The following is a 22677-nucleotide window of genomic DNA, read 5'->3' on the forward strand; positions in this document are numbered from 1 at the left end:
CCGACATAGGCACCTCAGTTGTTCTCAATTCCGCCAAAGCAGAGATATTTCACTTCCAGATAATCCTCGATGCCGTAGCGTGAACCTTCACGCCCAAGCCCGGATTGCTTGATACCGCCAAACGGGGCGACTTCGTTAGAAATCAGCCCTTCGTTGATGCCGACCATTCCGCTTTCCAGTGCTTCAGCGACGCGATAGATGCGTCCGATGTCGCGCGAATAGAAATAGGCAGCGAGACCGGATTCGGTTTGATTCGCTAACCGAATCGCGTCGGCTTCATCATGAAATTTGAAGAGTGGGGCTACGGGGCCGAAGGTTTCTTCGTGTGCCACTCGCATGGATTCATTAACGTCGCGGAGTACCGTGGGTAGGTAAAAGAGTCCGCCCAACGGATGCTTTTTACCGCCGGTAAGGATGCGGGCACCGTGAGAAAGCGCATCAGTCACATGCGCCTGCACTTTGTCGATAGCCGCCTGATTAATCAGCGGCCCTTGCTGTGATGCGGGCTCACTGGCAGGGCCTACGCGAAGCTCATTTACCGCACGCGTCAGGCGCTGGGCGAATTCATCATAGATGCCGTCTTGCACCAGAATGCGATTGGCGCAAACGCAGGTTTGTCCACTGTTACGAAATTTTGCCGCGAGAGCGCCCTGTACGGCGGCGTCGAGATCGGCATCGTCAAATACGATAAACGGCGCGTTGCCACCGAGTTCCAATGACAGTTTTTTTACCGTCGCAGCGCTTTGTTCCATCAGTAACTTGCCGATACGGGTAGAACCGGTGAAGGACAATTTACGAACGATAGGGCTTTGGGTTAGCACGTTGCCAATGGCGGCGGCATCGGTGCCGGTGACGATATTAAGCACGCCAGCAGGTAGGCCTGCTTCGTGTGCTAGCACCGCCAGCGCGAGTGCTGATAACGGCGTTTCCGGTGCTGGCTTCAATACAACGGTACAGCCTGCCGCCAGCGCTGGGGCGACTTTGCGGGTAATCATCGCGTTGGGGAAGTTCCATGGTGTAATGGCAGCCACCACACCCACTGGCTGTTTAATCGTGCTGATTCGTCGGCCGGGCAACGGTGACGGAATTGTTTCGCCGTAAGTTCGCTTTCCCTCTTCGGCAAACCATTCGATAAAACTGGCACCGTAGGCGATTTCCCCCATCGCCTCGGCCTGTGGTTTTCCTTGCTCTAAGCTTAATAGCTCCGCAAGTTCGGCCTGATTTTGCATAATCAATTGGAACCAGCGTTGCAAAATCTGGCTACGTTGCTTAGCGGTGTGTTTACGCCATGCGGGCAGCGCTTCAGCCGCGGCCTGAATAGCCTGTTCGGTTTCAACGCCAGATAAATCGCTGACCTCGGCGATGGTGTCACCGTTGGCGGGATTGAGCACTGAAAAGGTGCGTCCATCGGCCGCGCTTTGCCAATGCCCGTTGATATAGGCCTGATGGCGCAATAATCCGCGCGATATGCCGGTGGTGAAAGGCGATGTCATGGTTGATCCTTTTTGCTTTTATCGTGCCTTCAAGCCCCGAACCTTCAGCCTATCAACGCAGTGGCAGAGTGGGGCGAGTGCTTTCAACTAAGACTTAAACAGCGCATGCACGTTGTTTTGTTTGTAATTTAGCTGTGGGTGCAGCTCTTCAATTTCGAACGACAGTGCTAGATAACGACTTTCCATCAGCGCGGCGAAGTGGGTTTTAATGAGCTCGAATAGCATTTCGCCAACCTGCTGGCGGCTTTCCAGACTGCGTCCGCTGCCGATTTTTAGCGTCATATGCACAAAGGCGTAATCATGCTTCCCATCCGCCATTTGCCAAGTGTCTAACCAGATTGCGCGACTGCGGATCCCGCCGATGGGGAAAATACCGGTATCGGCCAGTGCGGCGTTCACCTTGGCAAATAACGCCGGAAGATCGGCCTGTTGGCGGATATTGTCGGTACATTCAGCGTAGAAATGTGGCATAGCAGCTCCTTATGCCTGTTCCGGCAGAGGGAAAACGGCGTTGACCTGCCCCGTGCCTGAGCTGGCAAATAGGTCAGTAATGAATTCGACTTTGCCGTCGTATTTGTCCCAGCCCAGCATGCCAAGCAGCATCACGGTGTCATGCATATTGCCCTCGCCGTAACAGTAATCGGCGTACTCCGGCAGCATTTCGCAGAACTCTTTGAATTGGCCTTCGCGCCAGAGCTTGACCACGCGTTCATCCATTTGGTGGTCAAACTCGCGGGTATAGCTGTTCATGCCCTGTTCTGCGCGCTGATCGTCAATGAAACGGTGAGAGAGCGATCCGCTGGCGAAAACGGCCACGGTACCGTCGTATTGTTCAATGGCTTTGAGAATGGCTTGACCCAGTTTGCGGCTGTCTTCAAAGGCGTGAACGGTGCAAAACGCTGAGATAGAGATAACTTTGAAATGCTTATCGCTGTTCATATAGCGCATCGGTACCAGCGTGCCGTATTCAAGTTTCAGGCTTGGAATATTGTGAGCCTGAGCGCGAACGCCCATGGCACAGGCCTCTTTAGCGATCAGTTGCCCCAGTTCGGGGTTGCCGTCGTAGTCATAGGTCATGTCCCGAATAAAATGCGGCAATTCGTTGCTGGTATAGACGCCGCTGAAGTGATCCGCGCAGTTAATGTGGTAGGCGCTGTTGACCAACCAGTGGGTATCGAACACGATAATGGTATCTACGCCCATTTCACGGCAGCGCTTGCCGATTTCTTTATGGCCATCGATGGCTCCCTGACGGCAACCATGGTTTTTACCCGGTAGCTCTGATAGATACATGGATGGAACGTGCGTGATCTTGGCTGCTAAGGCTAACTTTCCCATACATCCTCGCTTGAATAATTTTATATAAGCTGGGGATTTCCCTGCGGGTTAACGCAGGGAAACAGGTACTACACACCCCATTTAGGGATGGGGTGATCGCCCATCGAAATACAGACGTTTTTCATTTCAGCAAATACTTCAAAGCTGTATTCGCCGCCTTCACGCCCAGTACCCGATGCTTTTACACCGCCGAAGGGTTGACGCAGGTCACGAACGTTTTGGGTGTTCACAAACACCATGCCGGCTTCGATACTGCGTGCTAAACGTAGTACTTTGCTGACGTCCTGAGTCCAGATGTAGGACGCCAAACCATATTCCACGTCGTTTGCTAAGCGCAGGCCTTCGGCTTCATCTTTGAAAGGCATCAGGCAGGCTACAGGGCCAAATATTTCCTCCTGCGCCACCCGCATGCGGTTGTCTACGTCGGCCAGTACGGTTGGGCGAAGGAAATTACCGTTTTTCAAATGTGCAGGCAGATCGCTAGGTTTATCAGGGCCACCGGCCAGCAGCGTTGCGCCTTCTTCAATACCTAAGCGGATGTAGCCGGACACTTTCTCCCAGTGCTGGCGACTGATAAGCGCACCGACTTGAGTGTTAGGGTCTTGCGGATCGCCAACACGCAGGCGGTTGGCGCGCTCGGCAAAACGTTTAACAAACTCGGGGTAGATGCTTTGTTGAATGAAGATACGTGAGCCGGCGGTGCAGCGTTCGCCGTTGATAGAGAAAATCGTGAAGAGCGCTGCGTCCAAAGCGCGTTCAATATCCGCATCTTCAAAAATCAGCACAGGAGATTTGCCGCCCAGCTCCATTGAATATTTTTTCAGCCCCGCGTTTTTCATGATGTTGCGGCCGGTTGCTGTGCCGCCGGTAAAGGAAACTGCGCGGACATCATGATGGCGAACCAGAGCGTCACCCGCTGTGGCGCCGTAGCCTTGTACTACGTTGAGCACGCCGGCAGGAATACCGGCTTCTAACGCGAGCTCCCCTAAACGATCGGCGGTGAGCGGCGAAAGCTCAGACATTTTCAGCACTGCGGTATTCCCGAGCGCTAAGCAAGGCGCAACTTTCCACGTTGCGGTCATGAAGGGCACGTTCCACGGTGAAACCAGCGCACACACACCGACGGGCTGTACCAACGTGTAGTTGAGCATTTTGTCGTCAACAGGATAGGTTTTGCCGTTCATCTGCTGACATACTTCGGAGAAGAACTCAAAGTTATGTGAAGCGCGTGGGATCAACACGTTTTTGGTCTGATGAATCGGCAAACCGGTGTCTGCGGTTTCCATAGCCGCAATATCTGGCACGTTTTCATCAATTAAATCGCCCAAGCGACGCATCAGACGGGCGCGCTCTTTCATTGGGAGATTGGCCCATTTGGGAAAAGCTTCTTTGGCTGCAGCGACGGCCTGATAAATTTCGACTTCTCCACCTGAGGCAACTTCGGCTAATACTTCACCGGTGGCTGGGTTGGTGGTTTCAAAATACTGCTTGCTGGTAACGTTTTTACCGTCGATCCAATGATTTACCTTTTTCATCTCAGGCTTTCCTCATAATCGGTTTGGCTGATAATGCGGTTGACCAGACGAGCTACGCCCTCAACCTCAACAATCACTTCGTCTCCCGGTACTACGTCTGACAGACCTTTGGGGGTTCCGGTGGCGATCATGTCGCCGGGTTGGAGTGTCATAAATTCGCTTAAATAGGCGATCAAAAACGGGATATCAAAAATCAGATCGGCAGTGGTACCCCGCTGGCGGAGCTCGCCGTTGACGTAGGTGCTTAGCGCTAAACGATGTGGATCGGGTATTTCTGATTTATCAATAATCCACGGGCCAATAGGCGTGAGGGTATCGCGGCTTTTTACCCGCAAATTGGGGCGATAGTAGTTCTCTAAATAGTCGCGAATGGCGTAGTCGTTGCAGACGGTATAACCCGCCACGTAGTCCATGGCTTCATCCGGCGTTACCTGATGCGCGGTTTTTCCGATAACCACCACCAGTTCGGATTCATAGTGCATGTATTCAACGTTATCTGGGCGTACCGAGATCTGCTGGTGGCCAGTTAATGAATTTGGCGCTTTGATGAAGATCAGCGGTTCTTCCGGTGCTTTAAACTCTAATTCAGCGGCGTGATCGGCATAGTTCAGGCCGAGCGCAAACAGGGTGCCTTCGGCAGGGGGGAGCCATTCCACTTGTTCGGCCGTGAGTGTGGTTCCGTCGGGTAAACAAACCCGCAGTTGTTCATCCACGGTGACATCAAATTTTTTCCCTTGATAGCGGATACGAGCGTGTTTCATGCTGTTTCTCCCGTCCTTTTGGGTTGTAAACGCACGCTGTTCTCCAGCGTAGGAAGACCGGCGGCTTTGATAATGATGTTATCGCCCGGTTTGATGCTGACGCGCTGCTGAGGTGTACCGAGTAGGATGACATCGCCAGGCTGTAGGGTGGCAAAATCGCTCAGGGCGCAGAGTAGCTCGGCGGCAGAACGATTCAGATCGGCGGTGCTCCAACGATTGGCTTCTTGACCGTTGATTTCAGTCACGATTTCAATGGAGTCTACGTTGGCAAGCGGCGCTAGCTCGCCTAACGGACAAAATCCATCACGGCATTTGGCTTTGATCGCGGGGCGATAGAATGAGGTTTCCGGCAGACTGACATCGTTCGCCAGAGCATATCCGGCGATGTAATTTGCTGCATTAGAAGCTGAGACTTTGCGCGCCGTTTTGCCAATCACCAAGGCAATGGTTGCGCCGCTACACACCTCTTCACCCTGAGGAAAAGGAATGGCATCACCGCTGCGGATCACGGTATTGCGCGGCTTGATAAACCAAACCGGCGTTTGAGGTGGTGTTTTATAGGGCGGTTGCAGAAATGCATCGTGCCAAGCTTCTGTCTGGCTACGGTGATTGAGCGCAACGGCAAAGACGGTGCCTTTCATAAGCGACTCCTTTGAAAACGGTCGAATTAGTGCGATAAATGGTTTTTATTAATATGTTAATGATCATGTTTTAATCCTTGTTTAACATTTAGGCAACTGAATCAACTTGAAGTGTGATCTTGGTAACAATGTTTTTACATATGAAGATATTATTTGTCTATTAATCAGTTTGTTATGATTCTTTATAAGAAATTAATCATCTGTGGTGTAACCTTTCATAAACATATGATGTTCGCTAAATAAAATTATTTAGTTATTAATAAGATTCAATTTAAACTCATGGTAAGTACATGTAGAATGCCGAAATGTACCTATAATCAAATTTATGGTTGCCACCTGATGTTGGCTGATTTTGTGAAGAGTGCTCCGTTATGCATGAATCTTTAACTATTGCTTTGCTGCAGGCTCGGGAAACGGCGATGGGTTTTTTCCGTCCGATTTTGAAAAGTCACAATTTAACTGAGCAGCAGTGGCGTATAATTCGCGTTTTGGCCGATGGTCAGTCAATTGATTTTCATGAGCTTTCATGTAAAACCTGTATATCGCGCCCTAGCTTGACGGGGATCTTAACGCGTAAGGAACGCGATAGACTGATTCTGCGACTAAAGCCGGTTAGCGATCAGCGTAAGCTGTATATTTCACTGACGCCTGATGGAAAGTTGTTATATGAAAAGGCGCGGTTGCAGGTCGAAGAGGGCTATCAAGCCATTGAACAGGCATTTTCGAGCGAGAAAATGACGCAGTTGACGCTGCTTTTAGATGAGCTGATTGCTTTGGGGGATTTGGCTTCAGTTTCAGAACATGATGAGTCACCGAGCAGAAGTCTTCAAATGGAAAAGTGATATATTGTTATACGAAATGTGCTTTATTTATTTCTGTGTATGAAAATAAGGCTATTTAATTTTAATTAGTTGTTTTTGGATGTTTTTATTTTTTACCAAATTGTGCGGTAGTTTATAATCATATATTATATATGACATGAGTTTAATGCTAAGCACAAATTGAAAAATATGATGATAGTATCGTTGTTAAATTAATAGGATCGCCATTTTAGATGTAGAAATCCTATGAAAATTAATAAAGCGCTTTCACCTGCGACAGCGATTCTAGCTATTATTGTTGCTACTTTTCCTCTACTTGCTATCTTAAAATTACCTCTTGCTCATGGGACTGTGGTTCAGGTCATTGAAGATGCACAGTCTGTCTGGCTGCTTTTTGGCGCGATTTTTACTTGGTGTTATATGAAGCCATTAACCCTTCCTTCGCGACAGAAGGTATTTTGGTGCTGGGCTACAGTATGGTGGATGGTTCTTTTGGGACGGGGTATTAGTTGGGGACGTGATTTTTTTCCAGAGGTAAATAAGATTTACTTTAGGACTATTTCAGTCGTTCTTATTGGTACGCTATTACTTATGCTTTTAATCCCTGCATTACGTAAAGACATTGCCATAAGGTTTAAATACCAAAGTATTCCTCTATGGACAGTATTACTGATGGTCGTAAGCTTCCTTATTTCTGATACGATTGAACATCATCGTTTATTATCTCCGCTTTTTATTAGGGATCGACAGTATCAGGATTTGTTAGAAGAACTCTATGAGCTCCCGTTTATGCTGTGCTTATTTAGTGTTGCTTATGGCATTATGCGGTCAGATAAAAAATTGCATCGCAAGGAACGTCTTGCGCTTATCGAGTCTTATCACTAAACGTTCTCGTATGAAGAAAGCCTTCAAAAAAGTAGAAGAGTAGGAAAAATGTGCGCCGAAGGTTTAGGCGCACTATGTTGATGAACTTTCATGTTGATGAACTTTCCTAAATTTTTCTGGCAATATAATTTCATAGAAAATTATTTTTTCTGATACGATATCCTTGCAATGCAAATGGTATTTTTTGCTTTGATTTTGTTACCTTTTTTTTATATATGGCAAATTATCATGATAGTGCTTGCGTAAAAGTACCAAACATGAGTTAATGCCTACGGTTTGTAATGCAGAACCAGTATGAAAGACATTTTAGTAAAGCAGTTCTTTGTTTAGCGATGTGTATCACTTCGCTCATGAATTTCCTTCTTTAGTGCTCCCGTACGTCCTCTGATAGAACAGACCTTTTTCGCCCGAGAGCGGCGACTCTACTTTAAATAAATTAGGAAATATCATGTCTGATAAAATGACTGGCTTAGTAAAATGGTTTGACGCTGGTAAAGGTTTCGGCTTCATCACTCCAGACAACGGCAGCAAAGACATTTTCGTTCACTTCTCTGCAATTCAGAGCACCGCATTCAAAACTCTGGACGAAGGCCAGCGTGTTGAGTTCACTGTTGAAAATGGCCAGAAAGGTCCTTCAGCAGCTAACGTTGTAGCTCTGTAATATTGCTAAGTGACCACCAGAGTTTGTGATTTTAGGAAATCCTAAATTGCTAAACCGGTAATCATTTAATTAGAACGGGTCCTGTATATTCAGGGCCCGTTTTATTTTGTCTGCTAATATCATTAAAAGTTATTATTTGTAAATTTAGTATCTTTCTGAAAAATAAGACAGATAAGATAAATCTGCTATGCGACACTGTCGCGATTTATTAAGTTTTAATTTCGCTGCAACTTAATCGAACACGGCGAGTCAAATACAATAATGTACCGCTATAGATAAATTTTTCTTTATGCGATACGCCATGGGTATGTGTAAAGAAAGAAGGTCTATCGTGAAACATTCTGCTTTTTCTAAAAGCTTGTTACATCCGCGTCATTGGTTTCTTTGGTTTGGATTAGGTATTTTATATTTATTGGTTCAATTGCCTTATCCGATCATTCGCCGTCTTGGCGGAGCTATGGGACGAATCTCTAAACGTTTTCTAAAACGCCGTGTCACCATTGCACGCCGTAATCTTGAATTGTGCTTTCCCGATCTCTCTCCAGAAGAATTAGACGCGCGTGTCACGGACAATTTTACCTCGCTAGGTATGGGATTGTTAGAAACGGGCATGGCGTGGTTCTGGTCTGATGAGCGTATCAAAAAGTGGTTTGACGTCAGTGGTATTGAAAACCTGAACGCAGCTCTGGAAGAGAAGCGGGGCGTGATGGTAATTGGCGTACACTTTATGTCTCTTGAGCTTGGCGGGCGCGTGATGGGCTTGTGTCGACCAATGATGGCCATGTATCGCAAGCACAACAACAAAGTTATGGAATACGTGCAGACTCGCGGTCGTTCTCGTTCTAATAAAGCAATGATTGACCGTCGCAATCTGCGCGGTATGGTTCATGCTTTGAAGGCCGGTGAAGCCGTTTGGTTTGCACCAGACCAAGACTTTGGGCCAAAAGGAAGTTCGTTCGCGCCGTTCTTCGCAGTAAAAAAAGCGGCGACGACCAACGGGACCTTTACTATTGCTAAATTAGCCAAGCCCGTTTTGCTGACTACCGTTCTGATCCGTAAACCAGACGGCAGTGGTTATCATTTGATTATTCAGCCTGGTCTAAAAGACTATCCTTACGATAATGAACAAGCGGCTGCGGAATTTATTAACGCGGTAATAGAAAAAGAAATTTTGCGGGCGCCAGAACAGTATCTTTGGTTACATCGTCGATTTAAAACGCGACCTATTGGGGATATTTCTCTCTACGCATAGTTTTCTTTTGCAACGCTAATAATAATTAAATCTTAAGCCCCGAATATTTTGTTAAGAAAATGTTCGGGGTTTACGCTATTCTAAGCGGCAGATTTTAATGTAAGACGAACTATTTGAACGTTTGGATAGGCTTTAAAGAGTGAAATGACGAGAGAGGCGAGCGTAATGAAATACAGTTGGGTTCTTTTTGATGCGGATGAGACATTGTTCCGGTTTGATGCTTTTGAAGGCTTAAAGCTGATGTTCTCTCGTTTTAACGTTGATTTTACCGATAGTGATTATGCTGAATATCAGTCAGTGAATCAGCCTCTATGGGTTGATTACCAGGACGGGCGCATCAACGCAGAGCAGTTACAGACAACTCGTTTCGAGCTGTGGTCTCAGCGTCTGGGCGTGACAGCCAATCACATCAATGAAGCGTTCCTACAAGCGATGGCTGATATTTGTGATGTGTTGCCTGGGGCAAGGGAGCTAATTAACGCGTTAAGCGGTAAGGCGAACTTAGGTATCATCACGAATGGTTTTACCCAATTGCAGACAATCCGCTTAGAGCGCACAGGAATGAAGGATGCCTTTTCGACGTTGGTGATTTCTGAGCAGGTAGGTATTGCAAAACCAGACGTTGGTATTTTTGAATATGCTTTCTCACTGATGAATAATCCGCCTAAAGAACGTATTTTGATGGTCGGGGACAATCCGCATTCTGATATTTTAGGTGGAATTAATGCAGGCATTGATACCTGCTGGGTGAACTCAGCGGGAAGTGATTTGCCCGAAGGAATTTCACCAAGTTATCAAGTAAGCTCACTGAGTGAACTGCAAAAAATTTTGTTGGCTTAAGTATCTGATGTAAAAAAAAACATCTCCTCGGACGGTAATGCTGTTCATTTAAGAGATCGAGATACACAGGGTTAGCACACCACTGGGCGGTTATGGAACACATCCATGTGTTCCACCCTAGGGGGCAACGCTAAAGCGTTGTTCAACTTTGCTCCCTGCAAAGTTGTCGGCGGCTTCGCCGCTACGACCCCATCGATGTACTTCCCCTAAAATCAGGCTTAATTGACAAGCATGACTCCTCAATTGGAGATGTTTTTGTTTGAAAAAAGTAAGAAAGAAATAGGAATTTATTTACCAATACATTTTGGTGAGTAGGATACAGGCGACAATACCTAATGCAGCGACACCCCAACAAAAGCGAAGCACTAGATTATCGATAGTGGATTTGTTGTCTGAAATATAACTTTTAACTGTGGTTGTCATTATTATCGCCTTGAAATATCAATGTGGATAAATCCTTTTTATACTTCAAAACGGTGTTTCATTGTGATCATTGTCACACTATCTAGAATAGGTCATACAAATGCTGTATTGACGCACAGAATTCAAAAGTTTTCGCACGTATGGCTAATTCTGAAAGGGGAAGTGTTCCCCTTTCTTAGACTAAAAATGAATATTGAGAAAATAAAACCAAAATCCAGCCAAATCTACCACGCCGCTCCTGCATCACTTCTCAGGCTGGTGCTTCTCTCTAAATGGTGATTAGAACGGAGGCAAAGTGAAAGTCAGCAGAACTGCTGAGCTGTACAGGTCCATGCGCTTGGGTGTTTATCAAATCCGATACGTGGGTAATATTCTTGAGCCAGTGGTGCTGCGAGGAGAATAATTTTGCAGTCAGGCTTTAGCTGACGACAAGTCATTTTTATTAATTCCTGACCAACTCCCCCTTTTTGTACAGACTCTGATACCGCGAGATCAGACAGATAGCAGCAATAGTGAAAATCAGTTACCGATCGAGCCACACCGATAAGACGCTCTCCTGCCCAAGCGGTTACGAGAATATCGGCATGTTCTAGCATCCCAGCCAAGCACTCATGATTATTCAATGGACGACGAGGGCCAAGCGTCGTTTCAGACAATAACTGTACAAATTGCTCAACGGTGATTGGTTTATTCACGTGGTAGCTTATTTTTTCAGGCATTGGCGACATCGCTTATTTTCCTATCGTCTCAAAGATAATGAAATTAATGAATTAGATATGGCCTACATCATTACATTATCTCTGAGATATTAGAATTATAAATAATGACTTATTCATCACATATTAGCGCTGGCGCTGTGATTTAGCCCATTGTGCTTTCTGCCAATCTTCGCAGCAGTCTTTATCGCAGAAATTGCCACTTTCGATTTTTTCGTGGCAGTTATAGCACATACCGGTAAACGGCATTTGCGTCTTTTGGCGATTAGCCAAGGCTAAATCACGCTCTAACTCTTCCAGTGCACTGGCATTATCAAATTCATCAGCCATTTTTATTCCTCTAATAAATAGTTGTTACAGAACTTTATAGTTACAGAACATGGTGGTTACAGAATCGCTATTCTGCGCTGCTCTTGAATCAAGCCGGCGATTATACTCGGTTGTGAGATGTTCGTCATAGCCCAGAATCGTTTCAGATTAAATATCGGACTACTCCTTGGCATACCTCGCGTAGGGTATACCTTTTGTTGATAAAATCGTTATATAATAATTTATATAACGAGCACTATTTGCTCAAGTATAGCGGGTTATCGAGGTTATCTCACAGGGTTGGTGGATCGTGGAGGATGATGTGAAAAACCATTTTGGTGAAGGCGTGATGGATGGTGTTCGGGCATACGAGCCGAAAACGGCTTCAGAGATGAATCAGCGCTGTTTTGACTATCGCCGCGGATTTGTGTGTGGTTTTGCGCATAGTTTCGGAAAAAGAGTTGATAATCGGTATATGGCCGCTTGCCGAGCTGGTGAACTGGCTCGTGATTATGGGCTTGAGCGAGACGCAATCGCCGATTTTTTCCATGGTAGCGAAGAGCGAGGGCTTCAGGATTATTACTATTCTGGGTATGAACGTTCACGGCGAGCTGATGAGGTATCGATTGATGCATAGACTATAGGGGTCACAGTCGCTGTGGATGCTCCTGTTGTTATGATAGGCATCTGTTACTATCGGAAATGGTTTCTACACGTCTAATTTTCAAGGAGAGTCGAATGTCTGTTTCTGCACGTAATCAACTAAGCGGTGTTATCTCAGCGGTAGCGGATGGGGCGGTGAACGATGAGGTGGAATTAACTCTCAACGGTGGTGCTAAAATTGTTGCTGTCGTGACTCATACCAGCAAACAAGCGATGGGATTGGCAAAAGGCAAAGAGGCCGTGGCTTTAATTAAAGCGCCGTGGGTGATCCTCGCTTCGGCTGACTGTGGTTTAGTATTCTCTGCCCGTAACCAGTTTGCTGGGGAAGTCAGCGCATTGCTTAAAGGTGCGGTGAATTCGACGGTGCACATCAAAACCGATCAAGGCATTACGCTGACGTCTGTGATTACCAATGAAAGCGCAGAAGAGATGGCATTGAGCAACGGAAGTCGTGTGATCGCGTTGATCAAAGCTTCAAGCGTCATGCTGGCAACTAAAGCTTAATGCTATGCGTCAAATTCGATTTCGACCTTTTGTCGAGGCGGATATTTTACCGCTACGGCACGTTTATGAATCCGCGGTTTCTGAGCTTACCGCCCGAGAATATACCCAAGAGCAGCGTACCGCGTGGATTCAGGCTAGTCAGGCGCCAGAGTGTTGGCGAGCAACGCTGGAGCGTATTCAGCCTACTGTGGTCATTATCGATGACGTGGTTAGTGCTTACTTCGATCTACAGCCAGACGGTTTAATCGATCAGTTTTATGTTGCGGCACCGTTTGCCCATCAGGGCATTGCGCGTCTGATGATGGCGAAGATCCTGCATCGCGCTCGGCAGCAACATTTGCCAGAAGTTTATGCTTATGTCAGCCTCACGGCCCAGCCGTTTTTTGTTCGCAACGGTTTTGAGGTCGTTTTTACCCAAAAAGTTGAGCTAGGCGGACAGGTTCTTGAGAATGCGCGGATGCGTAAAGTTTTGCTGCCTGAGTAAGTACTAACCTTCCGATGAAAAAAAAGCCCGCATTGCGGGCTTTTTCAGTTAATCAGGTAGAGTTTTTACTGAGCGATTTCTGCATCGTACTGTGGAGGCGGCTGACGGAAACGGCGGGTCAGGAAGGTCAAGTAGCCCAGACCAATAGCGCCCCAAATCAGGCCTAACGTCATGGAGCTTTCTTCCAAGTTCACCCACAGAACGCCTACGGTCGCAGCACCCAGAACCGGCAGGATCAGGTAGTTAATGGTGTCTTTCAGCGTACGATTACGTTTTTCACGAATGTAGAACTGAGAGATCACTGACAGGTTCACGAAAGTGAACGCGACCAGTGCACCAAAGTTAATCAGCGCCGTTGCAGTGACTAAGTCAAAGGAAACAGCAGACAGTGCAATTGCACCAACCAGCAGTACGTTGAACGCCGGAGTACGCCATTTAGGATGGATATACCCGAACAGGCGCTCAGGGAATACGCCATCACGACCCATAACATACATCAGACGAGAAACGCCAGCATGTGCTGCCATGCCTGAAGCCAGTACGGTCACACAGGAGAACACCAGAATAATAGACTGGAAGAACTTACCTGCAACGAACAGCATGATTTCTGGCTGTGATGCATCTGGGTTGGTGAAGCGTGAAATATCTGGGAAGTACAACTGTAAGAAGTACGACACCACGATAAAGATCACACCGCCAATCAGCGCAGTCAGGAAAATCGCTTTAGGGATAACGCGGCCTGCATCTGGCGTTTCTTCGGACAATGAGCTGATGCCGTCAAAGCCCAAGAACGAGAAGCAGAGTATCGTTGCCCCGGTTATCATTGGTATTACATGCGCATTTTCAGAGATGAACGGACGGCTGCTGATCAGCGTACCGGCACCTTCACCACCGTAAATACCGTGGATGACCAGACCCAAGAAAATAACCATGATAGAAACCTGAATCACCACAATGATGGAGTTCAAGTTTGCAACGAGGTTAATGCCTCGTAGGTTAAACAGCGTCATCAGCGTCACTAAACCACCAACGAAGATCCAAGACGGCACGCCTGGGAAAATCGCTTCTAGGTAAATTTTAGCCAGCAAAATGTTGATCATCGGCATAAACAGATAATCAAGCAGAGAAGACCAACCCACCATAAAACCAACGTGCGGGCTAATCGCCTTCTGCGCGTAGGTATAAGCTGAGCCAGCTGACGGGAAGCGTTTAACCAGCTTTCCGTAACTAACTGCAGTGAAAAGCACTGCAATCAGAGCAATAGCATAAGACGTTGCAACGTGGCCATCTGTCAGACCGCTGACGATACCAAAGGTATCAAAAATGGTCATCGGTTGCAGATACGCTAACCCCATCATGACGACTTGGACAAGCGTCAATGTTTTACGGAGTTCTACACGTTTTTGAGGTGCGGTATTAATCGCCATGACGCAGTCCTCCCATGCTCTCGACTTTTTGGTTCGATGTTGCGCAAAGCGGAGAGATCACAGGAAAACTTCGTGTGAAGATACTACTAATAATTGAATAATATTCGGACAGGGAAGGTGTAAAAGAGGTGCGAGCGGAGAAAGAAGCTCCTGCCCCATAGTCGCTGCTGCTGCAGCGCATGCCAGTGAATCCCGGCGCGAAAGCGAATGATTGCCCCATCTAAGTTTCCTCAGTAGTAGCGCGGCTAAATGTGCCGCTAAATAGCGATTATCATGTCCGGTTTATAAGCCGGCCTCAGTTATAAAACTCATTACCTGATGCAAAAAAATAACCGATGTCATTTTAAACATCGGCCATTTGCAGGGCGCGTATTTTGCCCCAAGGGGGGCAATCTGACAAGATGTGTAAGCCTACTTGAGGCATTTCTTTTTTGCTTTTCGTGCTATTTTTTCATTTTATTTATCTGTGGCAAAAAACATGCCTAAAAAGCTAACAAATTTACAACTTATTTAGGCCTCAAACATTCACGTAACTGCTAAAAAATAACCTTATTTCGTGACCTGAATCATGTATCGCAAATGAGAATAAATGCTTGGGTTATCCTTTGTTTGGCAAAATTTATAGGGAATCGCGTTTGACGAATTCGGGCGCTATTGCCAAAGTGTGAGTATCTTGACATTGGTTTGCTCTATTCGTGATGGCTACCAGTGCCTGCAACAGAGAAACGCCATGAACATTAACGACAACTCCTTACTACAAAAGCTACGTGAATCCCGCCGGTTACGCCGAGAAAGATTTCTTAATCAGAAGAAAGCCGCTAGCGCGGCATCTCCGACAGCCCCTACGTTAACCTTTGGCCAACGTATGGCAGACGGCGTCACCAGCACCATTGGCTCGTGGCGTTTTATCATTATCCAAAGTGTTCTGCTGGCTTGCTGGATGGCCGGTAATGCGTGGTTTGGGCATAACGCTTGGGATCCCTATCCGTTTATTCTGTTGAACTTATTACTCTCGTTTCAGGCCGCTTATACGGCTCCGGCCATTATGATGAGCCAAACGCGTCAGAGTGATATGGATCGGAAAAGAGCTGAGAATGATTTTGAAATTAACGTCAAAGCTGAACTGGAAATTGAGTTGTTGCACGAAAAAATAGATTTGTTGAAAGAGAAGGAGATTCAGGCGCTCACCGAAGCGATTCGTACGCTGACTGCACGTCTGGATGCTGCGGCTGCACAGTCAAATAGCACGCCACCGGCGGATAAAACCTGAGCCTATCATCACACGCTAACGCGTTGGCTAAGCGGCGTAGCGATATTTTACCGCTACGCCGTGCAGATTAAGTGCTTACTAACCGGCTAACGATACACGCGCTGAGCCCAACGCGCTAAGCCTGCCGTTACAGAACCAAAATCGTTACCGCCGACGATTGGGATGCCCGGTAACTGGCGTGCCAGTGCGTCTCGGATAATCGGTGAGCGAGCACTTCCTCCGGTCAGATAAATGACTTCAGGAGTGATATTGCTAACCGTTAATGCGCTGTTGACCTGTTCTTGGATACGCTCCAGCGGTTGAATAATCGCCTCTGCCAATTCGTGCGCATTCAGATGCTGTACCAAACCTTTCGCAATGAAGTCTAAAGTTGTGCTGATGCTCTCTTGTTGGGAAAGCGCAATTTTGCTTTCTTCAGCAGCACGCACTAAACGATAGCTCAAACGTTGCTGATAAACTTTCAGTAGCAGTTCAACCTTATTGGGCTCAGCCGCATCGCGGATTAAATCACGCAGCATACGGCCGTTAGCAGTGCTGTAGAAATCGCTTTGCGCAGGCACATCATTCGTGGCGACGGCGTTCCAATAAGGCAGTGCCGGCAGCGCTGTACCTTTCTCTGTGACTCCCCCTGCACCCAGCAATGGCATCATCTGTTTGAAGGCCAGCATGATATCCAGATCGTTTCCGCCTACGCGGCACCCGCTGTGGCCTAACAGGCTGTCGTGGCGGTCGCTAAGTTCCCGCCATTGTGGCCCCATTAACAGCACCGAGCAGTCGGTTGTCCCACCACCGATATCGACCACGAGCACTTTTTTCTCTTCACTGAGTGTGGCTTCAAAATCTAAGCCTGCGGCCACGGGTTCGAACTGGAATGTAACGTCTTGGAAACCTGCGCGATGTGCGGCACGGTCGAGAATACCCTGTGCCTGTGCGTTTGCCTCTTCGCCCCCAGTGCCTTGAAAATTGATTGGCCGTCCGATAACGGCCTGAGTAATAGGATGATTAAGCGAACTTTCGGCCTGACGTTTGATGTGGTACATCATGGCGCACACCAGATCTTCAAACATGGCGATCTGCTGGGGCTTAAGACCATTTGCGCCCAAAAATGATTTAGGTGATTTTACGAAGTAGACTTCTTCAGGATCTTCCACGTAAATTCCAAGAGCCTTTAAACCAAATTGGATGCTATCGCTGTTTACAGGAATATCTTCTTCGCGGTTAAAGTTTATTGCTCGGCGCAATAGCTGTTGGTTTTCATCACTGCCGGTTGGCACTTGCCAATGACGATGTAAGCATTCGCTCACTGCTTCACGAGTGGGCGCGCATAACATTGAGGGCAGATACGGAGAATCCTGCTCAAGAGGTAATAACTCAGGTTGGTCACCTCGCATCACTGCCACAGAGCAGTTTGCGGTACCATAATCGAATCCAATAAACATATGTTCTCCAACGTTCCCCATGCCATGAAGGGCGGCGACTTTACTCTATTGCGCCGTTTTCATCAAATAACTCTCCTCTCATCGCGATTTTACCTTACGGATGTAGCCGAACCGGTGGTGATATCAATGTCCGATTTCCGCGAGTCAGAACCGTCAATAAAGGATAAGCTGTAGACAGAAACGGCAGGAGGAAGTATGAACGGCAATCATGAAATCTGGTATGCGGCATTGAAAGCGCGTGATCCTAAGTTTGATGGGCGCATTTTTGTTGGCGTGTCATCAACCAAAATATATTGCCGTACGGTTTGCGGGGCTCGTACGCCAAAAGCGGAGAACTGCCACTTCTATCCCAGTGCCGCCGCAGCGGAGCGTGATGGATACCGCCCCTGTCTTAAATGCCGCCCAGAGCTGGCTCCAGGATTGTCGATAGTCGATCTTTCCAGCCGCTACATGCAGCTTGCGGTTCAACTGATTGAACAGGGTTTTTTAACCCAGCATAGTTGTGAAGAGTTAGCGACACGATTAGGGATTTCCGATCGCCAACTGCGCCGTGTATTTGCCGATCGTTTTGGCGCCTCGCCCATTGAGTACGCGCAGTCCTACCGTTTGTTGCAGGCTAAGCGGTTGTTAATGGACAGCCATTTGCCGCTGGCAGACGTTGCGCTCAGCGCGGGATTTGGCAGCCTACGCCGTTTTAACGAATTGTTTAGTGCGAGATATCGAATGACGCCAAGTTCTCTACGGGCAAATAACAAAGGGCAGGAAGACGGGTTAACGCTGTCGCTGAGCTATCGTCCTCCCTATGATTGGGAGTGGATGCTGGGTTTTCTCGCTGCGCGTAGCGTTTCAGGTGTAGATAGCGTTACTGCGAACGGTGACTATCAGCGCACTTTACGGATTGGCGATGCGGCCGGTTGGATAGTTTTGCATCCAGAGGCGTCGCGCTGCCGTGTAAAGGTACTGATTTCTGATTCTTTGGCACCACATGCGCCAGAGGTTCTGCGGCGGGTGCGTCAACTTTTGGATCTGGACGCCGACCCAGTGGCAATTTCTGCCGGACTAGGCAGTCTTGCCCAAAATACCGGATTACGGCTACCTGGCTGTGTAAATGCGTTCGAGCAGTCAGTTAGGGCGATTTTAGGGCAGGTGGTTAGCGTGAAAATGGCGGCAAAGTTTGCTTCTGCCGTCGCAGAACGTTGGGGGGAGACTGTAGATACCCCGTGGGATGAATTGAAGGTCATATTCCCAGATGCACATCAACTCGCTCGGGTAACCCCCGAGGCGTTGAAAACGATCGGAATTCCTCTTAAACGTGCTGCGAGCATTGTACATTTAGCAAAAGAAGTGAGTGAAGGTCGTTTATCGCTAGAGGATGTGCTGGATATTGAAGGAGGCATTGCGGCGATTACGGCAATTCCGGGCATTGGGAGTTGGACGGCAACTTATATCGCGATGCGAGCATGGAGCTGGCCAGATGCTTTTTTACAAGGGGATTATCTGATAAAGCAGCGCTTTCCCCAGATGACGCCGAGCAAAATCGTGCACTACGCCGAACATTGGCGGCCGTGGCGAGCCTATGCCACTTTACATTTATGGCATAACGATAGTTGGACAACGGAGACAATCTAATGAACTACGGTCATTTTGCAACGCCCCAAGGGGAGATGTTTGTGCTGTTCGACGAAGAGAGTGTGCACGGTATCTACTTTGACGGACAAAAGTATCTTCCTGATTTTAGTCTGCATCAGGTGCTAAATAATCATCCTTTGCTGGATGCTGTTAAGCCTCAGCTACTCGCCTATTTTTCTGGTCAGAGCGATTGTTTCGATTTTCCACTAGCAGTGAGAGGAACGCCATTTCAGCAGGCTGTTTGGCAGGCACTCCGTGAAATTCCTTGCGGTGAAACCTGTAGCTATATGGATGTTGCTATCAAAGTGGGGAATCCGAGAGGTGTACGCGCGGTGGCTCAGGCCATCGGGCATAACCCTTGGTCAGTCGTCATTCCGTGCCATCGCGTGATTGGTACATCGGGTAAATTAACTGGCTACGCCGGCGGAATAAATCGCAAAGTATGGCTGCTGGAACGCGAAGGTGTAAACATTCCGGCTTAGGCGATTGAGGCTAATTCATGCCGAAATAGCCATCCTCAAGGACTGCCGTAAGCGGTTTTACCTCTTGAATCATGTTACCAAACGCAAGATCGATTTTTATGCTGTCCAGTGTCAGCAACGTAGCCTGTATATCGGCAGGCCCTGCAATGGTTTGAGCTCCATGCCGCCACGCGTTGCCGTGAATGATAGATACCAAAACTTCATCCATTTGATTGCAATGTACGTTGGTAATTAGCGTGGGGGTAATCATTACGTATTCAATATTGACCGACTCTAGCCGCTCTATGGCGCTGAGGTTACGTCCAAAATCCTCGACAATAAGTCGACAACCAAGCTCAGACAGCTCCTTTAGCGCGGGCAGTGATTGCGCATAGTCTTCATTTACTGCGCTTTCAGGTACACGGATGAGCAATCGAGAAGTAGGGAGAGCCGACTGTTGCAGCATTTCAATTAACTGTGCGGTAAATTGAGCGTTACAGAGACTGCTGCTTGCCAGAGGCAACGCGACACTGACGCCTTTATATTTCAGCGCTTGAGAGGTGTGGTTTAACACTTTATGTAGTAGCCAACGATCGACATGTTCTCGTCGGTGGCTCTGGAAGCATGATTCCAGAAAAAGCTCGGGTAAAATATTGACGCCATTATTCTGATAAGGCATGAGCTCTAAATTATAAAAGGCAATAGCACGAGGTGTTTTAGGGGGCGCTATTCCCTGTGCCAAAATGTGTATTCGATCCTCAGCCAAGATGGCATCGATATCCTCACCGCTGAGTAGTCCTTTCTCATAGTTAATATGCAGCTTGTGTTTTGGCTCGTAGCACATGAGTTTGCCGCGACCGCTGTGTTTTGCTGTGTAGCAGGCAATATCGGCCTGATTCATCAAATCGGCAGCGATTGCGTTACCGGAATTAATCACCGTCATTCCAGCACTGGCACCCACGCGATGTAGCTTGCCTTCCCATTCGAAGAGATAGTCATTTATTTCATTGATAATGCGCGTGATGTGTTCTTTGGCTTTATGGATTTCACAATCAAGCAGGATAAAAGCAAACTCATCTCCGCCGAGGCGGGCGAGCATATCTGGTGGGCGGGTATGGGATAACATTGATTGGCTAATTTTTTGCAGCAGTGCGTCGCCGGCCGCATGACCCGCGCTATCGTTAACCGCTTTGAATCGATCCAGATCGAGAAACACCAGTGCGTGAGTGCGTTTTTCTTCAACGGCCTGACGTAGGGCTCGTTTTAGTGCCTGCTCGAAGCTTACGCGGTTAGGTAATCCGGTTAGTGGGTCATGCAGGGCACTGTAAGAGAGTTTACGCAGTAGCTCACGGGATTCGCTCACATCTTGGAAGACCAAAACGTAACCCATGAGGTTACGATGGATATCGGTGAGCTCTGAGACGCGACTCTGCACGTCAAAGTGAGCTCCTTGCCGATTTTTTAGAATCAATCGGTCTTCTGTGCGTTTTGCATGACTGACTTCATCAATACGTAGCGGATGAACGGTATCACCATCAACACCATCGTAGAGATGTACGATGTTATCAATGGGAAGCCCCAGTGCTTCCAGTTGTGTCCATCCCGTCATTTTCTCCGCTACTGGGTTCATGAAGGTGACGTGTTTATAGCTATCGGTGCTGATGACAGCATCGCCGATAGAGGTCAGCGTAATGTGCAGTCGCTCTTTCTCTTCATAAAGCTTATCGAGCAGTTGTTGTTTATATCTTTCGTTATTTTTTATCTCACTGATATCTTTTATCTGCGATACAAAATACAGCGGCTTTCCCTGAGGATCGCGGATCAACGAAACACTCAGCAGTGTCCAGATGCTCTCACCTGAACTGCGTAGATAGCGTTTTTCCATGCTGTAGCTATTGATCTCACCGTCAACTAACGCATTAAGTTGGCGCAAATCTGTCTCTAGGTCATCGCGATGAGTGATATCCTGAAACGTCATGTCGGTAAGCACATCAGCCGGATACCCCAGCATTTGGCAAAGCGCTGGGTTAACTTGTATCCAACGGCCATCGAGCCCGACTAAGGCGGTACCAATGGCAGAGAACTCAATGACGTTACGAAAACGAGTTTCGCTTTCCTCAATGTGATCGCGCTCTGAACGAAATGCATGCATCAATACTGCTACTGAGTTGACCGGTAGTAATACCAATAAGAGCGGGGTATACAGGAGAACATCGTTCACTGAGGGATATGCAGCACGAATATCAACAATGTGGTAAGCAATCATGATTGCCAATAAGATAATCACGCATAAGAAACTGGTGAAAGCCTGTAGCAGCGGCAGACGGATAGCGGCCCAGAGCATTGGAATGACGGCAAAAGTAAAGGGAAAAGGGAGATATTGCATGGCGTAAAAACATGAAATAAGCGCAATAGTAATAATCGTAATACATTCCACCATGGTCTGTTCGCGGAGGCTTTTTTGTAAGAAACCGTAGTAATACAACAGGCCTACCGGTGTTAGCGCCATCACGCTGATTGACTCGGACATAAACCAGACACCGAATACCTGATTAAAAGTGGCAAGCCCATGTAACGAGACAACAATCGCCGCTAAAGTTGCGCTGAGCAGCGGTGAGACAATGACACTGCAGATCACAAACTTGAACCAAGTATGTAGACCGTCGATCGGCGATTTATGATTGAGGAATTTACTTAAAAGCAGCGTGCATACCACAGCCTGAATTTGGTTGATTAGTGCTAATTGAACCGAGAATAAACTGATAGGGAAGAAGGTCCAATTCGCTGCCATAGTGGCTAGCTGTGCTGTAATCAGGAAAAGAGGCCATAGCCGTTTTTTATGATGGAACAAAAAGGCAATGGTGGCCGCAGTTGGAAACCATAGCGAAGCTAAATTGGTATCATGCTGAGTGAGAGTAATGCAAAAGCAGGCCAGAGAATAAATCAAGCCAGCAAAAACCGCGAGTGTGACAACGATATGGGGCTTTTTTTCAACTCTCACATCTAGACTAACATCCATACCCTAACCTTAGCGATGAGCGAGTAATACATTAATATTTTAATGTTTTTTACGCTGGCATTTGCACGAATGTTAGTCTAAATGCCACTATGTGCAACATTAATAG

23 protein-coding genes are annotated in these 22677 nt (G+C 47.4%); 11 read left to right on the plus strand and 12 right to left on the minus strand.

Features of this window, described 5'->3' with window-relative positions:
• Positions 1–14: 14 nt before the first annotated feature.
• From M988_RS04785 to M988_RS04810, 6 genes are all read right to left on the minus strand, one after another.
• The gene (locus M988_RS04785; RefSeq protein ID WP_064573080.1) at positions 15–1493 is read right to left on the minus strand and encodes an NAD-dependent succinate-semialdehyde dehydrogenase; all 1479 of its coding nucleotides are present in this window, start codon (positions 1491–1493) and stop codon (positions 15–17) included.
• 87 nt (positions 1494–1580) lie between these two features.
• Positions 1581–1964 (minus strand): 5-carboxymethyl-2-hydroxymuconate Delta-isomerase, encoded by a 384-nt coding sequence (locus tag M988_RS04790; RefSeq protein WP_008814416.1) that lies wholly within the window; start codon positions 1962–1964, stop codon positions 1581–1583.
• Between the two features lie 9 nt (positions 1965–1973).
• The gene (gene hpaD, locus M988_RS04795; protein ID WP_008814415.1) at positions 1974–2831 is read right to left on the minus strand and encodes a 3,4-dihydroxyphenylacetate 2,3-dioxygenase; all 858 of its coding nucleotides are present in this window, start codon (positions 2829–2831) and stop codon (positions 1974–1976) included.
• A gap of 68 nt (positions 2832–2899) precedes the next feature.
• Complete coding sequence (hpaE, locus tag M988_RS04800; RefSeq protein ID WP_061059698.1) at positions 2900–4366, minus strand: 5-carboxymethyl-2-hydroxymuconate semialdehyde dehydrogenase; 1467 nt, start codon at positions 4364–4366, stop codon at positions 2900–2902.
• Positions 4363–5127: a fumarylacetoacetate hydrolase family protein gene (locus M988_RS04805; protein WP_008814413.1), complete on the minus strand. Its 765-nt coding sequence runs from the start codon at positions 5125–5127 to the stop codon at positions 4363–4365. Before M988_RS04805 ends, hpaE begins: the two co-directional genes overlap by 4 nt.
• Complete coding sequence (locus M988_RS04810; protein ID WP_064573082.1) at positions 5124–5768, minus strand: fumarylacetoacetate hydrolase family protein; 645 nt, start codon at positions 5766–5768, stop codon at positions 5124–5126. The genes M988_RS04805 and M988_RS04810 overlap by 4 nt, the downstream gene beginning before the upstream one ends.
• Before the next feature lie 371 nt (positions 5769–6139).
• Here M988_RS04810 and hpaR point away from each other — a divergent pair, with 371 nt between their 5' ends.
• From hpaR to yjjG, 5 genes are all read left to right on the plus strand, one after another.
• Positions 6140–6610 carry a homoprotocatechuate degradation operon regulator HpaR gene (gene hpaR / locus M988_RS04815; RefSeq protein ID WP_064573083.1) on the plus strand — a complete coding sequence of 157 codons (471 nt, stop codon included), beginning with the start codon at positions 6140–6142 and terminating at the stop codon, positions 6608–6610.
• Positions 6611–6835: 225 nt separating this feature from the next.
• Positions 6836–7474, plus strand: a complete 639-nt coding sequence (locus M988_RS04820) for a hypothetical protein (RefSeq protein ID WP_064573085.1) — start codon at positions 6836–6838, stop codon at positions 7472–7474.
• Between the two features lie 448 nt (positions 7475–7922).
• The gene (gene cspE / locus M988_RS04825) at positions 7923–8135 is read left to right on the plus strand and encodes a transcription antiterminator/RNA stability regulator CspE (RefSeq protein ID WP_004095506.1); all 213 of its coding nucleotides are present in this window, start codon (positions 7923–7925) and stop codon (positions 8133–8135) included.
• 307 nt (positions 8136–8442) lie between these two features.
• Positions 8443–9387 (plus strand): kdo(2)-lipid IV(A) palmitoleoyltransferase, encoded by a 945-nt coding sequence (gene lpxP, locus M988_RS04830; protein ID WP_048797551.1) that lies wholly within the window; start codon positions 8443–8445, stop codon positions 9385–9387.
• Positions 9388–9552: 165 nt separating this feature from the next.
• Positions 9553–10227, plus strand: coding sequence for a pyrimidine 5'-nucleotidase (yjjG, locus tag M988_RS04835; RefSeq protein WP_008814408.1), 675 nt, complete (start codon positions 9553–9555; stop codon positions 10225–10227).
• Positions 10228–10518: 291 nt separating this feature from the next.
• Here yjjG and M988_RS23235 read toward each other — a convergent pair whose 3' ends face one another.
• The 3 genes from M988_RS23235 to M988_RS04845 all read right to left on the minus strand — a co-directional run bounded on the left by M988_RS23235 (position 10519) and on the right by M988_RS04845 (position 11696).
• On the minus strand, positions 10519–10650 hold the full coding sequence (locus M988_RS23235) for a hypothetical protein (protein ID WP_255999972.1): 132 nt from the start codon (positions 10648–10650) through the stop codon (positions 10519–10521).
• A 302-nt stretch (positions 10651–10952) separates the two neighbouring features.
• Positions 10953–11378 carry a GNAT family N-acetyltransferase gene (locus M988_RS04840; RefSeq protein WP_008814407.1) on the minus strand — a complete coding sequence of 142 codons (426 nt, stop codon included), beginning with the start codon at positions 11376–11378 and terminating at the stop codon, positions 10953–10955.
• Positions 11379–11492: 114 nt separating this feature from the next.
• Complete coding sequence (locus tag M988_RS04845) at positions 11493–11696, minus strand: hypothetical protein (RefSeq protein ID WP_004095514.1); 204 nt, start codon at positions 11694–11696, stop codon at positions 11493–11495.
• Positions 11697–11997: 301 nt separating this feature from the next.
• On the opposite strand from M988_RS04845, the gene M988_RS04850 reads away from it, so the two are divergent.
• From M988_RS04850 to M988_RS04860, 3 genes are all read left to right on the plus strand, one after another.
• Complete coding sequence (locus M988_RS04850; protein WP_008814406.1) at positions 11998–12312, plus strand: DUF2623 family protein; 315 nt, start codon at positions 11998–12000, stop codon at positions 12310–12312.
• 101 nt (positions 12313–12413) lie between these two features.
• Positions 12414–12842 carry a TOBE domain-containing protein gene (locus M988_RS04855; RefSeq protein ID WP_039188449.1) on the plus strand — a complete coding sequence of 143 codons (429 nt, stop codon included), beginning with the start codon at positions 12414–12416 and terminating at the stop codon, positions 12840–12842.
• A gap of 4 nt (positions 12843–12846) precedes the next feature.
• Positions 12847–13326: a GNAT family N-acetyltransferase gene (locus tag M988_RS04860; protein ID WP_008814404.1), complete on the plus strand. Its 480-nt coding sequence runs from the start codon at positions 12847–12849 to the stop codon at positions 13324–13326.
• Between the two features lie 65 nt (positions 13327–13391).
• On the opposite strand, the gene M988_RS04865 is transcribed toward M988_RS04860, so the two are convergent.
• Positions 13392–14753 (minus strand): APC family permease, encoded by a 1362-nt coding sequence (locus tag M988_RS04865; protein ID WP_064573086.1) that lies wholly within the window; start codon positions 14751–14753, stop codon positions 13392–13394.
• Between the two features lie 664 nt (positions 14754–15417).
• Between M988_RS04865 and M988_RS04870 the strand changes: the two genes are divergently transcribed.
• Positions 15418–16023 carry a DUF1003 domain-containing protein gene (locus tag M988_RS04870; RefSeq protein ID WP_248846491.1) on the plus strand — a complete coding sequence of 202 codons (606 nt, stop codon included), beginning with the start codon at positions 15418–15420 and terminating at the stop codon, positions 16021–16023.
• Positions 16024–16109: 86 nt separating this feature from the next.
• Here M988_RS04870 and yegD read toward each other — a convergent pair whose 3' ends face one another.
• Positions 16110–17462 (minus strand): molecular chaperone, encoded by a 1353-nt coding sequence (gene yegD / locus M988_RS04875; protein ID WP_064573088.1) that lies wholly within the window; start codon positions 17460–17462, stop codon positions 16110–16112.
• A 195-nt stretch (positions 17463–17657) separates the two neighbouring features.
• Between yegD and alkA the strand changes: the two genes are divergently transcribed.
• Both alkA and M988_RS04885 read left to right on the plus strand, forming a co-directional pair.
• Entirely contained in the window at positions 17658–19091 is a 1434-nt protein-coding gene (gene alkA, locus M988_RS04880; RefSeq protein WP_064573096.1) for a DNA-3-methyladenine glycosylase 2, read from the plus strand.
• Positions 19091–19573 carry a methylated-DNA--[protein]-cysteine S-methyltransferase gene (locus M988_RS04885; protein ID WP_064573100.1) on the plus strand — a complete coding sequence of 161 codons (483 nt, stop codon included), beginning with the start codon at positions 19091–19093 and terminating at the stop codon, positions 19571–19573. Before alkA ends, M988_RS04885 begins: the two co-directional genes overlap by 1 nt.
• Positions 19574–19583: 10 nt before the next feature.
• Here M988_RS04885 and M988_RS04890 read toward each other — a convergent pair whose 3' ends face one another.
• Positions 19584–22571 (minus strand): PAS domain S-box protein, encoded by a 2988-nt coding sequence (locus M988_RS04890; protein ID WP_064573101.1) that lies wholly within the window; start codon positions 22569–22571, stop codon positions 19584–19586.
• Between the last annotated feature and the right edge of the window lie 106 nt (positions 22572–22677).

The organism is Hafnia paralvei ATCC 29927 (genome assembly GCF_001655005.1).
GTDB classification, from domain to species: domain Bacteria; phylum Pseudomonadota; class Gammaproteobacteria; order Enterobacterales; family Enterobacteriaceae; genus Hafnia; species Hafnia paralvei.